This window comes from Pseudomonas sp. NCHU5216, from assembly GCF_052156495.1.
Taxonomy (GTDB): domain Bacteria; phylum Pseudomonadota; class Gammaproteobacteria; order Pseudomonadales; family Pseudomonadaceae; genus Aquipseudomonas.
Map to the genome: position 1 here is coordinate 83,546 of NZ_JBQLIX010000018.1, position 13,432 is coordinate 96,977.

13 protein-coding genes are annotated in these 13,432 nt (G+C 62.4%); 7 read left to right on the forward strand and 6 right to left on the reverse strand.

The features are described 5' to 3' along the window. Positions 1–47: 47 nt before the first annotated feature. Both rpsI and rplM read right to left on the reverse strand, forming a co-directional pair. On the reverse strand, positions 48–440 hold the full coding sequence (gene rpsI / locus ACSVIK_RS14490) for a 30S ribosomal protein S9 (protein ID WP_013714129.1): 393 nt from the start codon (positions 438–440) through the stop codon (positions 48–50). A gap of 14 nt (positions 441–454) precedes the next feature. Continuing rightward, the gene (rplM, locus tag ACSVIK_RS14495) at positions 455–883 is read right to left on the reverse strand and encodes a 50S ribosomal protein L13 (protein WP_268178934.1); all 429 of its coding nucleotides are present in this window, start codon (positions 881–883) and stop codon (positions 455–457) included. Positions 884–1,164: 281 nt separating this feature from the next. On the opposite strand from rplM, the gene ACSVIK_RS14500 reads away from it, so the two are divergent. Then, positions 1,165–2,202 carry an NADP(H)-dependent aldo-keto reductase gene (locus ACSVIK_RS14500; RefSeq protein WP_442444978.1) on the forward strand — a complete coding sequence of 346 codons (1,038 nt, stop codon included), beginning with the start codon at positions 1,165–1,167 and terminating at the stop codon, positions 2,200–2,202. 119 nt (positions 2,203–2,321) lie between these two features. On the opposite strand, the gene ACSVIK_RS14505 is transcribed toward ACSVIK_RS14500, so the two are convergent. After that, positions 2,322–3,461, reverse strand: coding sequence for an acyl-CoA dehydrogenase family protein (locus tag ACSVIK_RS14505; protein WP_442444979.1), 1,140 nt, complete (start codon positions 3,459–3,461; stop codon positions 2,322–2,324). A 215-nt stretch (positions 3,462–3,676) separates the two neighbouring features. On the opposite strand from ACSVIK_RS14505, the gene ACSVIK_RS14510 reads away from it, so the two are divergent. From ACSVIK_RS14510 to ACSVIK_RS14525, 4 genes are all read left to right on the forward strand, one after another. Then, a complete protein-coding gene (locus ACSVIK_RS14510; RefSeq protein ID WP_442444989.1) occupies positions 3,677–4,600 on the forward strand; it encodes a GlxA family transcriptional regulator in 924 nt (307 codons plus the stop codon). Positions 4,601–4,821: 221 nt separating this feature from the next. Next, positions 4,822–5,853: a hypothetical protein gene (locus ACSVIK_RS14515; protein WP_442444980.1), complete on the forward strand. Its 1,032-nt coding sequence runs from the start codon at positions 4,822–4,824 to the stop codon at positions 5,851–5,853. Positions 5,854–5,905: 52 nt separating this feature from the next. Further along, the gene (locus tag ACSVIK_RS14520) at positions 5,906–6,904 is read left to right on the forward strand and encodes a putative solute-binding protein (RefSeq protein ID WP_442444981.1); all 999 of its coding nucleotides are present in this window, start codon (positions 5,906–5,908) and stop codon (positions 6,902–6,904) included. A 66-nt stretch (positions 6,905–6,970) separates the two neighbouring features. Beyond that, positions 6,971–9,142, forward strand: coding sequence for a TRAP transporter large permease subunit (locus ACSVIK_RS14525; protein ID WP_442444982.1), 2,172 nt, complete (start codon positions 6,971–6,973; stop codon positions 9,140–9,142). Positions 9,143–9,181: 39 nt separating this feature from the next. On the opposite strand, the gene zapE is transcribed toward ACSVIK_RS14525, so the two are convergent. From zapE to ACSVIK_RS14540, 3 genes are all read right to left on the reverse strand, one after another. Continuing rightward, entirely contained in the window at positions 9,182–10,276 is a 1,095-nt protein-coding gene (gene zapE, locus ACSVIK_RS14530) for a cell division protein ZapE (protein ID WP_442444983.1), read from the reverse strand. A gap of 275 nt (positions 10,277–10,551) precedes the next feature. Continuing rightward, positions 10,552–11,898: a tryptophan--tRNA ligase gene (locus ACSVIK_RS14535; RefSeq protein ID WP_442444984.1), complete on the reverse strand. Its 1,347-nt coding sequence runs from the start codon at positions 11,896–11,898 to the stop codon at positions 10,552–10,554. A 136-nt stretch (positions 11,899–12,034) separates the two neighbouring features. Next, positions 12,035–12,664 carry an alpha/beta hydrolase gene (locus ACSVIK_RS14540; protein ID WP_442444985.1) on the reverse strand — a complete coding sequence of 210 codons (630 nt, stop codon included), beginning with the start codon at positions 12,662–12,664 and terminating at the stop codon, positions 12,035–12,037. A 121-nt stretch (positions 12,665–12,785) separates the two neighbouring features. Between ACSVIK_RS14540 and ACSVIK_RS14545 the strand changes: the two genes are divergently transcribed. Next, positions 12,786–13,220: a YhcB family protein gene (locus tag ACSVIK_RS14545; RefSeq protein ID WP_442444986.1), complete on the forward strand. Its 435-nt coding sequence runs from the start codon at positions 12,786–12,788 to the stop codon at positions 13,218–13,220. 10 nt (positions 13,221–13,230) lie between these two features. Next, positions 13,231–13,432: hypothetical protein (locus tag ACSVIK_RS14550; protein WP_442444987.1), on the forward strand; the 202-nt coding region annotated here is incomplete at its 3' end.

Below are 13,432 nucleotides of genomic sequence, written 5' to 3' on the forward strand. Positions count from 1 at the left end.
GCCCAGCTCCGTAAGGAAACTGGGCGCTTTGACAAGCGTAGTCGCGATTAACGCTTGGAGTACTGCGGACGCTTACGCGCTTTGCGCAGACCGACTTTCTTACGCTCGACTTCACGGGCGTCACGAGTGACGTAACCGGCTTTACGCAGCGGGCTGCGCAGGGTCTCGTCGTACTCGATCAGCGCGCGGGTGATACCGTGACGGATCGCACCAGCTTGACCGCTGACACCACCACCGGCAACGGTGACGAAGATGTCGAACTTCTCGACGGTCTCGGTCAGCTCCAGCGGCTGACGCACGACCATGCGAGCGGTCTCGCGGCCGAAGAAGGTATCCAGGCTGCGGTTGTTGATGGAGATGTTGCCAGTACCCGGACGCAGGAAAACGCGTGCGGTTGCAGTCTTGCGACGGCCAGTGCCGTAATTTTGAGTCGCCGACATAGTGAACTATTCCGTTAAATCTTCAGTTCTTGGGGCTGCTGAGCGGTGTGCGGGTGAGCGGCACCCTTGTACACCTTCAGCTTGCGGTACATGTCGCGACCCAGCGGGTTCTTCGGCAGCATGCCTTTGACCGCGGTCTCGATCACACGCTCAGGGGCACGAGCGATCAACTTCTCGAAGTTGATCTCTTTGATGCCGCCCGGGAAACCGGAGTGGGAGTAGTACTTCTTGTCGCTCGCTTTGGCGCCGGTCACACGAACCTGCTCGGCGTTGATCACGACGATATAGTCGCCGGTATCAACGTGCGGGGTGTACTCGGGCTTGTGCTTGCCGCGCAGACGGCTGGCGATTTCGGTGGCCAGACGACCCAGGGTCTGACCTGCAGCGTCGACGACGTACCAGTCGCGCTTAACAGTTTCCGGTTTTGCAGTAAAAGTCTTCATTCGCTATAGCCTCAGGGGCCGCCCTGAAAATAAGACGGCGGATCTTACTGAATGGTGCTTGCTTTGACAAGTCAAAGACAGCCGGAAACAGACGCTATCGGGGGCTCGGGTCAGCGCGTCCGCCACGGCAGGGGGTTCGGTGGGCTAGGCATCCCCACCTTCTCTGTCGGCGAGCTAGGCGTTCCCGCGTCGAGAGCCGCGGAATTATGCCGATTGCAGCGAAAATAGCAACCTGCTTTGATGCATCCTTTTTTCCGCGAGCAAAAAACGAGGAGATCGCCATGCAATATCGTCAGCTCGGCCGCACCGACCTCAAGGTCAGCGCCATCTGCCTGGGCACCATGACTTGGGGTGAGCAGAACAGCGAAGCCGAGGGCCATGCGCAGATCGAACGCGCCAAGGCCTGTGGCGTCAATTTCATCGACACCGCCGAGATGTACCCGGTGCCACCGCGCGCCGAGACCTACAGCAAGACCGAGCAGATCATCGGCAGCTACTTCAAGCAGCGTGGCGACCGCGCCGACTGGATCCTGGCCAGCAAGATCGCCGGCCCCGGCAACGGCATCACGCATATTCGCGACGGCCAGCTCAAATTCAATCGCCAGCACATAGTCGCGGCGCTGGACGCCAGCCTGAAACGCCTGCAGACCGACTGGATCGACCTCTACCAGTTGCATTGGCCGGAGCGCCCCACCAACTTCTTCGGCCAGCTCGGCTACACGCACCGGGACGCCGACTTCACCCCGCTGGAAGAAACCCTGGAAGTGCTCGACGAGCAGATCAAGGCAGGCAAGATCCGCCATATCGGCCTGTCCAACGAAACGCCCTGGGGCACCATGAAGTTCCTGCAACTGGCCGAGAGCCGTGGCTGGCCGCGTGCGGTGTCGATCCAGAACCCCTACAACCTGCTCAATCGCAGTTTCGAGGTAGGCCTGGCCGAGGTGGCGATTCGCGAACAGTGCGGCTTGCTGGCCTATTCACCGCTAGCCTTCGGCATGCTCAGTGGCAAGTACGAAGGTGGCGCACGCCCCGCCGGTGCACGCATCAGCCTGTTCAGCCGCTTCGCCCGCTACACCAACCCGCAGGCGGAGGCGGCCTGCTCGCGCTACGTGGCCCTGGCCCGCGAGCACGGGCTGGATCCGGCGCAGATGGCACTGGCCTTCGTCACCGCACAACCCTTCGTCACCAGCAACATCATCGGTGCCACCAGCCTGGAGCAACTGGACAGCAACCTGGCCAGCGCCGAGCTGAAGCTCTCCGATGAAGTGCTCGCCGGCATCGAGGCGATTCATAAGGGGCAACCCAACCCGGCGCCATAAAAACAAGCTGCAAGCTGCAAGCTGCAAGCTGCAAGCTGCAAAGAGCTAGTGTGCAGGTGGAAACTCCCGCCTGCACATGCTTTTCCTTGGAGCTTGCCGCTTGAGGCTTGTAGCTGCGGTTACACCAACGAACGAGCGATGATTTCCTTCATGATCTCGTTGGTGCCGGCGTAGATGCGTTGCACCCGCGCATCGGCCCAGGCGCGCGCCACTGGATATTCCCACATGAAGCCGTAGCCACCATGCAGTTGCACGCATTCGTCGAGTACCTTGCATTGCAGATCGGTGCTCCAGTACTTGAGCATCGCCGCTGTGGGTACGTCGAGCTTGCCCTCAAGGTGCAACTCCAGGCAGCGGTCGATGAATACCCGGCCAACCTGAAGCTCGGTGGCCATCTCGGCCAGCTTGAAGCGGGTGTTCTGGAAATCCGCCACCGCCTTGCCGAACGCCTTGCGTTCGCGGGTGTAGTCCAGTGTCCATTGCAGCGCTGCCTCGGCCGATGCCAGCGCGCCGACCCCCACGGTCAGGCGTTCCTGCGGCAACTCCTGCATCAGGTAGGCGAAGCCCATGCCCGCCTGGCCGAGCAGATTCTCCTTGGGCACACGCACGTCCTGGAAGAACAGCTCCGAGGTGTCCTGCGCCTTCATGCCCACCTTCTCCAGGCGCTTGCCCTTGGAAAAGCCCGGCGTGCTGGCCTCGACCAGAAACAGGCTGGTGCCCTTGGCGCCGGCCTTGGGATCGGTCTTGGCCACGACTATCACCAGGTCGGCCAGCCAGCCATTGGTGATGAAGGTCTTCGAGCCGTTGATCACGTACTCGTCACCATCGAGCACCGCGCTGGTCTTCACGCCCTGCAGGTCGGAGCCAGCCCCCGGCTCGGTCATGGCGATGGCGGTAACCATCTCGCCGCTCACCAGCTTGGGCAGGTAGTGCTGCTTCAGCGCCTCGCTGCCGTAATGCAGGATGTAGGGCGCGACGATGTCCGAGTGCAGGGAGAAGCCGATGCCGGTCAGACCCAGACGACCGATCTCCTCGATCACCACGGCGCTGTAGAGAAAATCCGCGGCCATGCCGCCGTATTCCTCGGGAAGGTGTGAGCAGAGCAGGCCAGCCTCGCCCGCCTTGTTCCACAGGCTTCGATCGACATGGCCGTCCTTCTCCCACTGTGAGTGATAAGGCACGGCTTCGCGCTCGAGAAACTTGCGCACGCTGTCGCGGAACAGTTCATGGTCGGAGCTGAATATCGTTCTGGGAATCATGGCGCTACCTGAAGTCCGGGGCAGTGAAGAGTTGCTCGACTTTAGCCAAGCAAACGCTTGGTCACACTGGACACATGCGCCAAAAAATAAGACGATCCAGCCAGTGCATGACCACTTAGCCTTCAACAAGAACAAAAAACATGGTTACCCAAGCCCCCCACGCGACCTTGCGCCGTGTCAGCATTCTCGCCACCGACGGTGTCTTCGCGTCGGCCATGATGCAGGCCAAGGACTTCTTCCACATGGCCGGCATCCGCTACGCCAGGCAGCAAGGCCTGGGCTTTGAACCGCCCTTCGAGATCCGCCTGGTCAGCCCGGACGCCCAGCCCATGAACAGTTTCAGCAAGGTTCAGGTGCCTGTGGACGGTGGCCTGGAGAGTTGCGATGTGATCATCCTGCCGGCTTTCTGGGACGACTTCGACGCCCTGCGTCAGCGTTATCCCCAGGTATTGGACTGGCTCAGGCGCCAGCATGCGGCCGGCACGGCGATCTGTGGCGAGGCCACAGGGGTATTCTGGATGGCCGAGGCCGGCCTGCTCGACGGCAAGGAAGCGGCCACCTACTGGCGGTTCTTCGGCGAGTTCGCCGAACGCTTCCCGAAGGTGCAACTGAATCGGGACAAGCATCTGTCCGATGCCGACAACCTCTACTGCGCCAGCGGCGCCACCTCGGCCTGCGACCTGTACATCTATCTGATCGAACGCTTTTGCGGCGTCAGCGTGGCGCAAGGCGTGGCCCGCGACATCCTCTACGAGGTGCAGCGCAGCTACACGCCGGGGCGCATCGGTTTCGGCGGTCAGAAGCTGCATCAGGACGTCGCCGTATTGCAGATCCAGCACTGGCTGGAAGAACACTACGCCGACAAGTTCCGTTTCGAGGACGTGGCTCGTGAGCACGGCATGAGCATCCGCAATTTCATGCGCCGCTTCCAGGCTGCCACCGGCGACAAGCCCCTGCATTACCTGCAGCGGCTGCGCATCGAAACGGCCAAGAGCCTGCTGTCCTCCAGCCGCAAGAGCATCAAGACCGTCAGCTACGAGATCGGTTACGACGATGCCAGCTTCTTCGCCCGCCTGTTCCGCCAACACACCGGGCTGTCTCCCAACCACTATCGCCGACAGTTCCAGCAGCAACCGTGAAGAGCAGCGCGGCAGCCCATCTCGCCGCACTCGTTCGGCGCGGTAACGCCTGCGACTAGACAGCCTGTCTACCGACAAGCCACACCCACCAGAAGATTGGGTATCAGCCCAACCCGCTACCAGTAGAGTGATTGCCGTAAGTCGCCCGCTGCCGCGTGGTAGACACATGCGACCGTGCGCTTGGATGCGCGCTCACAACAACAATAAAGAAGGAGAGTGTCATGGGAGTTTCTCGTGCGCTGCGCCTGGGTGCCCTCGTATCCCTGGTGCTACTGACAGCCTGTACCCCGATCAAACGTTTTGGTGCCAACCAATCGTTGCGCTTCGTGGAGAACAATCTGGTCGGCCCCATGCTGGAAAGTCATGATGCCGACATGGCCTGTTATTCCGGCGCGGCAGTCGCCCCCCTGATCCAGGCCACCAGCGGCCTGGGGGCAGACAACCATCAACTGCTCACCCTGCTCTACCTCACCGCCGGTAGCTGTGCCGAGCAGACCGCCTTCGAGCAGGAACTGCGCTACCTGCGCGCCTCGCGCAGCAAGCAGGTCGAAGAAGCGCAGGACGCACGCATCACCCAGAAGCGCTATGCCGAACTGGCAGCACGGCGCCAGTACCAGTCCTATCAGAACTTCGTCCGCTATTACGAGCAGCGCTTCGACATCAAAGTCGGCGCCGGCTGCCCGGCCTTCGACAAGGACATCGACGAGCTGATCTACCTGCTCGGCCTGATTCAGGGGCTGCAGGCCATCCAGAACGACATCAACTCGCAGAACGCCGTCGGTGTGCCCAAGGACATCGCGGCCAAGACCGAACGCGCCATGACCTGCCTGGACAACGAGAAGTGGTGGGGTGCGCCGATGGCAGCCCGTGCCCTGGTCTGGAACATGCTGCCGGGCAGCGGCGATGGGCAGGATCCCTGGCAGGTAATGGAACAGTCGCGGCAGATCGCCGAGCGCCATGGTGTGCGCCTGGCTCACGCACTGTATGCGATCTCCGCCACGGCGAAGAACGATGAACAACACCTGCGCACCGTTCTGCGCGCCTTCGGCGCCACCGAAGCGCCGGGCAGCAGCTTCAAGCTGGACCAGACCTATGCCCAGGTCGACGCCATCAGCAGCAGCATCGTCATGAACAATGCCGATCGCTACTGGACGGCCAATACCGGCACCCGCACGCCGATCGGTGGCCTGCTGCGTTTCTGGGATGAGAAGCAGCCGGTCGATACCGGCATCGAGATCGACGACCTGCTCTGAGGCAGGTCGTCACAAGCCATCCGCCTCAGCGGCATGACCCGGAGTATCTGCCATGAAGTTTGCCAACCTAGTCGCCCCCGCCCTGTTCAGCCTGGCGCTGGGCGCCGCCCCGCAGGCCTTCGCTCAGAAGATCTGCGTGTTCGACATCCTCGGTGCCCAGGGCGATATCTACAGCATCATGAAGGACTACCAGCTAGCGGCCAATAATTTCGGCGCCAGCATCGAGCTCAAGCCCTATACCGACGAGAAGATCGCTGCAGAGGACTTCAAGGCCGGGCAATGCGACGGCGTGATGATCATGGGCCTGCGCGCCCGCCAGTTCAACAAGTTCACCGGCAGCCTGGAGGCCCTGGGCGCCCTGCCCAGCTACGCGGCACTGAAGACGGTGATCACCACCCTGAGCGCGCCCAAGGCCAGCAAGTTCATGATCAACGGCCCCTACGAAGTGGCGGGCATCGTCCCCATGGGCGCGGCCTACCTGTTCGTCAACGACCGCACCATCGACAACATCAGCAAACTGTCGGGCAAGAAGTTCGCGATCATGGACTACGACAATGCCCAGGCGAAGATGGTGCAGCGCATCGGCGCCCAGCCAGTCGCCTCCGACGTGACCAACTTCGCCGGCAAGTTCAACAACGGCTCGGTGGATGTGGTCGGCGCACCGGCGGCCGCCTACAAACCGCTGGAGCTGCAGAAGGGCATGGGTGAACGCGGCGGTGTAGCGCGCTTCCCGGTATTGCAACTGACCTACCAGTTGGTCATCCGCCCGGATCGCTTCCCCGAGGGTTTCGGGCAGAAGTCCCGCGAATATGCCCTCGGCCAGTACGACCGCGCCATGAGTATCGTCAAGCAGTCGGAAAGCGAGATCGACAACCGCTACTGGATCGACATCCCGCCCGAGGACATGGAGAAGTACACCGTGATGCTGCGTGAAGCGCGTATTTCGCTGACCGACGAAGGCATCTATGACAAGCGCATGATGGCCGTGATGAAGCGCGTGCGCTGCCAGCTCAATCCGGCCGACGCCGAGTGTGCGCAGAACCTCGAATAAGCTCGCATAAGAACAACGAAACGGGGGCGTGCACGCCCCCACTCCGCCTTGACCGTAGAGCCCGCCATGTCCATTGCCTCGACCATGACCAGCCATGACCAACCTGCACCGCCCCAGCCTCTGGAGCGCACCCGGCTTGGCCGGTGGTTTTCCACGCTGCCGGTGTTCCTCCTGCTGACCCTCACCCTGGTCATCGGCACCGGGGAAATGCTTCATGGCCAACTATTGCGCATGGGTGAGCGCCTGTTCGGTGATCCGGCTGCCGGCGTGCAGTACTTCATGCTGCGCGCCGACCCGGTGGCACCGACCTGCGACCCCAACCCCGACATCGATGCCCTGATGGCCAAGCAACCCGCCCAGGCCAGCAGCGATATCGACGACCTGTTCGGTGATACTCAGGTCGATCCGCAAGCGCAGCGCAGCGCCTTGCAGCGCGCCGCTCAGCTCTGTGCCCAACGCCACGAGATGTACGGCGCCGTCGTCGCCCACATCACCCCCGAGCTGAAGCTGTACCGGGGCCTGGAAACGTCGTTCTTCGGCATCTTTCGCTTCGGCACCGACAATCGCGCGCTGCTTCTGCTGTTGCTCATTTCCATCGCCGGTATCACCACTACCCTGCGCCACCATCATATTTCGCTGCGCCCAGCCAGAACCCGGCTCGACCACCGTGTTTCGTCTGCTGGCATGATCATCGCCAACGCCTTGCTGGTGTTTTCCTGCAGCCACTATCTGAACACCCTGATCAACGCCGACCTGCCACTGAGCAAGCCCTATCTCAACGGCCTGTGGATCGCCCTGTTCAGTTGCCTGTTCCTGATCAGCGTCTATCACTTCCTGAAACCACCGGCAGATGCCGAACCAGGCGGCAACCTGGGGCTGGCGCTGCTCTCCACGCCGCTCTACGCCATCATGGCGATCAGCTCCTTCACCTCGTTCTCGATGAAGGGCCACTATGGCGGCATCGCCATCTACCTGGGCCAGCTCGTCGAGCTCTCGGGCATCTTCCTCAATCTGGCGCTGTTCATCTGGTCCGGCATGCTGCTCAAGCAGACCAATGTGGTCGATCGCTTTCTCGACCTGGTTCGTCCCTGGCGTCTGTCGCCGGAACTGCTGACCTGGATCCTGCTGATCGGCGCAGCGGTACCGACGGCCTATACCGGTGCGTCGGGTATCTTCGTCATCGCCGCCGGGGCCATCATCTACCGCGAAGTGCTGCTCTCAGGCGGTCGTCGCCAGTTTGCCCTGGCGGTGTCGGCGATGTCCGGCTCGCTCGGCGTGGTGCTGCGCCCCTGCCTGCTGATCGTGGTGGTCGCGGCCCTGAACAAGCAGGTGACCACGGCCGAACTGTACAACTGGGGCATCGCCGTTTTCGCCCTGACCTCGACGCTGTTCTTCATCGCCTCGCAGGTGTTGCGTCAACAGCCCATCAACATCGCCCACCCGCGTGACGCCGTGCCCGCCATGGCTCGCGCCCTGGTGCCGGTAGCGCCGTACCTGCTCATCGCCATCGTGGTGATCTGGATCTACGGCTACATGCTCGACACGCGCCTGAACGAATTCACCGCCCCGGTGATGCTGCCGGTGATCCTGCTGGTGGTGCTGATCTTCGACAAGCTGCGCGGCGAAAAGCTGGTGGAAGCGCCCACCGCCGTCGAGAACGACCAGGGCAACAGCCAACGCAACTTCACCCAGGCCGTGGGCGCAGCGACCTACGACACCGTCGGCCATATCGGCGCGCTGACCCTGCTGATGGCTCTGTCGGTGTCCACCGGCGGGGTGATCGAACGCTCCGGCCTCATGGAGCTGATGCCACATGACTTCCAGAGCATCTGGCTGGCACTGACCGCGCTGATGGTCGTGCTGTTCCTCATCGGCATGGTGATGGACGCCTTTGGCGTGGTGATCCTGGTGTCGGCCACCATCGCCCCGATCGCTTATGCCAACGGCATTCATCCGGTGCATTTCTGGATGATCACCCTGACCGCCATGGAGCTGGCCTACCTGTCCCCACCCGTGGCGCTCAACCACCTACTGGCCAGGCAGGTGGTGGGTGAGGCAGAGATAGACGCCGCCAACGAGGAGGTGCGCGACAAGAGCTTCTACTACCGCTATGAGCGCTGGATTCTGCCGATGACGGTGATGGTCGTGGCGCTGCTTATCGTCACCTACGGCGGTGAACTGATCGTCCAGCACGGCGCGCAAGCGCTGGAGCTGGGGCGAAGCTTGCTGCCGCAGTGATCGCACTGCGCCTGCACTGAACAGTGCGGGCGTTTTTCTTCAGGGACGGTGCGGGCGGGTGAGGAACTCGTGCGACTGCATCTCCAGCAGACGGCTCAGCGTACGCTGGAACTCGAAGCTCAGGCGACCGCCGGTGTAGAGATCCTTGAGCTCCACCTCGGCAGAGATGATCAGCTTGACGTTGCGGTCGTAGAACTCGTCCACCAGGTTGATGAAGCGCCGCGCCATATCCTCCTTGGCCACGCCCATCTGCTCGACGTTGGCCAGGATCACCGCGTGGAAGATCTTGCCCAGCTCGATGTAGTCGTTCTGGCTACGCGGCCCGTCGCACAGCTCGCGGAACTCGAACCAGGCCACGTCCTCGCACACGCGCACGGCATTGATCGCGCGGTTCTCGATCATCAGTGCCTCGTTCTCCACCATATGGGTGCAGTCCGGCAGCAGGCTCTGGAAGCTCTTGCGCAAGCTCTCCTCGGCCTGCGGGCCGAGCGGGAAGTGGAACAGCTCGGCCTGCTCCAGCGCGCGCAGGCGGTAGTCGACGCCACTGTCGACGTTGACGATGTCGGTGTGCTGCTTGAGCAGGGCGATGGCCGGCAGGAACCGCGCGCGCTGCAGACCGTCCTTGTACAGACCGTCTGGCACGATGTTGGAGGTGGCCACCAGTGACACGCCGTTCTTGAACAGTTCTTCGAGCAGGGTGGCGAGGATCATCGCGTCGGTGATGTCGCTGACGAAGAACTCGTCGAAGCAGATCACCCGCGCCTCGTCGGCGAAGCGCTTGCCGATGATGGTCAGCGGGTTCTTCTCGCCCTTGAGGGTCTTCATCTCCTCGTGCACGCGCTTCATGAAGCGGTGGAAGTGGGTGCGCATCTTCTGCTCGAAGGGCAGCGCGTCGAAGAAGGTGTCGACCAGATAGGTCTTGCCACGCCCCACGCCACCCCAGAAGTACAGGCCCTTGACCGGCCCCTGCGGCTTCTTGCCGAACAGCTTGCCGAGCAGACCGGATTTATCCTGGTCACGCGCGATCAGATCGTCGTACAGACGCTGCAAATGGCGGACGGCATTTTCCTGAGCCGCATCATGGAAGAAGTCGGGCCGCTTGAGGTCGGCCTGATAACGCTCGAGGGGAGTCATGATTCGTTAGAGCCTGTTCAAAGTCTGCTGCGCGTCGGGCCTGCTGCGTTAAAAACAGGCTCGGAGTGCTCATGTACACCAGTACACTCCGCCTCCTCGCCTGTTTCTGCCTTGCATGCCTCTAGCTCGCGAGCCTTTCAACAGGCTCTCGGCCGGCAAGTAAAAACGGGGGCGTCACTTTAGCGACGCCCCCGTGGATTGGCAATCGTAGCCGTAGCCCGGATGCAATCCGGGGAATGCTGGCGACGCTCGTCCCGGATTGCATCCGGGCTACTTCACTCCTGCAGCGCCAAAGCCTCGCGCAAGCGGACGATGGCCGCCTCCAGCGCCTGGCCATCGGCGAACTCGGGGCTGCTCGCCACGCTTTCGCCATCGATCCACACCGAGAACGCCAGGCCTTCGGCGCGTACGTCCAGCGCCTCGCCAGACTGCATGCGCTTGTTGGCCAGACCTGCAGACTTGCCATCGGCGAAGGCTTTCGACAGCAGCAGTTGCTCGCCATCGGCATCCAGCAGACGGAAGCGGAAGCTGCCATCGTCATCACGGAAGCTGACGAAGCGCGCGCTCTTGCTGACCTTCTTCTTCTCGCCGCTGGCAACCTGAACCTGCTCGCGAAACGAACGCAGGCCCACCGCCTCGCGCAGTTCGCCGAGGAATGGCGTGGCGATCTTGCGTGCCTTGGCGGCACCGGCGAGGAGGATGTCCTCCAGGTCTGCCGGCTTGGCGATCAACGCGTTATAGCGCTCGCGCGCCTCGCCCAGCGTGTCTTCGAGCAGGTGGTACAGGCGATTCTTCGCCTCGCCCCAGGCCAGGCCGCCCTCCAGCTCGGCGCGGAATTCGGCCTGCTGTGCCTGGCTGGCGAATGCCTGGTACAGGGTGAACAGGTGCGAGCCTTCGGCATCCTTGGGCTCGCCCGGCAGCCTGGAGTCGGTGACGATGCGCGCCACGGCATCCTTGAGCTGCTTGGCGGTGCCGAACAGCGGGATGGTGTTGTCGTAGCTCTTGCTCATCTTGCGCCCGTCGAGACCAGGCAGCGTGGCCACCTCTTCCTCGATCACCACCTCGGGCAGAACGAACAATTCCTTGCCCTTGCCGAACAGGTGATTGAAGCGCTGGCCGATATCGCGGGCCATTTCCACGTGCTGGATCTGATCACGACCGACCGGCACCTTCTGCGCGTTGAACATGAGGATGTCCGCCGCCATCAGTACCGGGTAGCTGAACAGGCCCATGGTCACCCCGGCATCCGGGTCTTCGCCGGCCTCGACGTTCTTGTCCACCGAGGCCTTGTAGGCGTGGGCGCGGTTGAGCAGGCCCTTGCCGGTGACGCAGGTGAGCAGCCAGCACAGCTCGGGAATCTCGGGGATGTCGGACTGGCGGTAGAAGGTCGCCCTGTCGGTATCCAGGCCCAGCGCCAGCCAGGTCGCGGCGATTTCCAGGCGCGAACGCTGGATGCGCGCCGGGTCGTCGCACTTGATCAAGGCATGGTAGTCGGCGAGGAAGTAGAAGGAGTCCATCTGCGGATCGCGGCTGGCGGCGATGGCCGGGCGAATGGCGCCGGCGTAGTTGCCCAGGTGCGGCGTGCCGGTGGTGGTGATGCCGGTAAGGATACGAGTGGTCATGATCAGATTCGCTTTGCTTGAACTGTTTCGGCGCTCGCGCGGGTCGGCTCGCGGAATGCCTCGAATGCCAGGTTGGTCGTAGGGTGCGCCATGCGCACCACGAATGCAGGTGCGCGCGGCGCACCCTACGCCAGGCTCACAGACGCGGCAGAAGAAGTTCCTTCAGATCCGTCAGCTTGCCATGAAAGAAGTGACCGCATTCTGCCACTTTCAGCAGCTCATGGGCACGCCCGAGCTTGGCCGACCAGTCGTACACGGCCTGGGGCTCGACCACTTCGTCCGCTTCGGGCTGGATCACCACCAGCGGGCACTGGCTGGCCGGCGGCGCCTCGGCGGTCAGGCGATGCACGGCGGGGGCGACCATGAACAGCTTGCTTGGCACCCGGCCCTGCGCCTCCAGGCGCGCGCCCAGTGCAGCAGCGACGAAGCCGCCGAAGGAAAAGCCCAGCAAGGTGATGGGCAGGTTCGGGTATTGTGCCTGCAGCCAGGCGGCGACAGCCTCGGCGTCGTCCACCTCGCCGGTGCCCATGTCATGACTGCCGGCACTGGCGCCGACGCCACGATAATTGAAACGCAAGGTGTGATAACCACAATCGCGCGCGGTACGCTGCAGCGTGCTCACCACCTTGTTGAGCATGGTGCCGCCCTGCACCGGATTGGGATGGCAAACCAGCGCCACGCCTCGGGCGTCCGACACTTCCAGTTGAAGGGCTTCGAGTTGGCCCACGGGGCCTTGAATGAAAAGAGGGGTTTCGCGACTGAGCAACACTGAACTCCGTGACCCCGCAACGGGTCGACTCGTCTAGCAAACTGCCTGCGCGGTAAACATATACAGCACAGGCTCAAGCCGCTAACGTAAAGCAAAGCCGTTTTGAGAGGAAGGACTCGTGGAACAGACCGTTACAGCCTGGTTGATACCTGCCCTGACCCTGGTGGTCGGCATCGCCGTGGGCTTTGTGCTCGCCCGCCTGGCGCCCAATGCCGCGCCGAGCCGGACGCAGCGGCAGATGGATGAAATGCAGGCGCGCTTCGAGGCCTACCAGAGCGAAGTGGTGACCCACTTCAACACCACCGCCAACCTGGTGAAGAAACTCACCCAGAGCTACCAGGACGTGCAGGAACACCTGTCCGACGGCGCCAACCGCCTGGCCCTGGACGAGCTGACCCGGCAGCGCCTGCTGGCCAGCCTCAACAATGCCGAAAGCGGTGAGAAGCGCGAGCGACTGACCCCGCCGAAGAATTATGAAATGCCCAAGGACTATGCGCCCAAGAGCGATGGCCCTGGCATGCTCGATGAGAGCTATGGTCTGAAGAAGCCCTGACCATATCTGCATGACCAACAACGCCCCGCTCTGTCGGGGCGTTGTTTTTGGTTCTTCGCGGAATCTCGGGAAAGTCAGTTTTGAGACCGGACTGGCAAGTTTGTGTGTTGGTTTCGGTGTTCAAGCTGCTTATCGGTGTTTAGCTGATGTCTCCCGTTTCGCCCCCCGGCGACCTTCTTTTGTCAAACGCCACAAAAGAAGGCAAAAAGGCT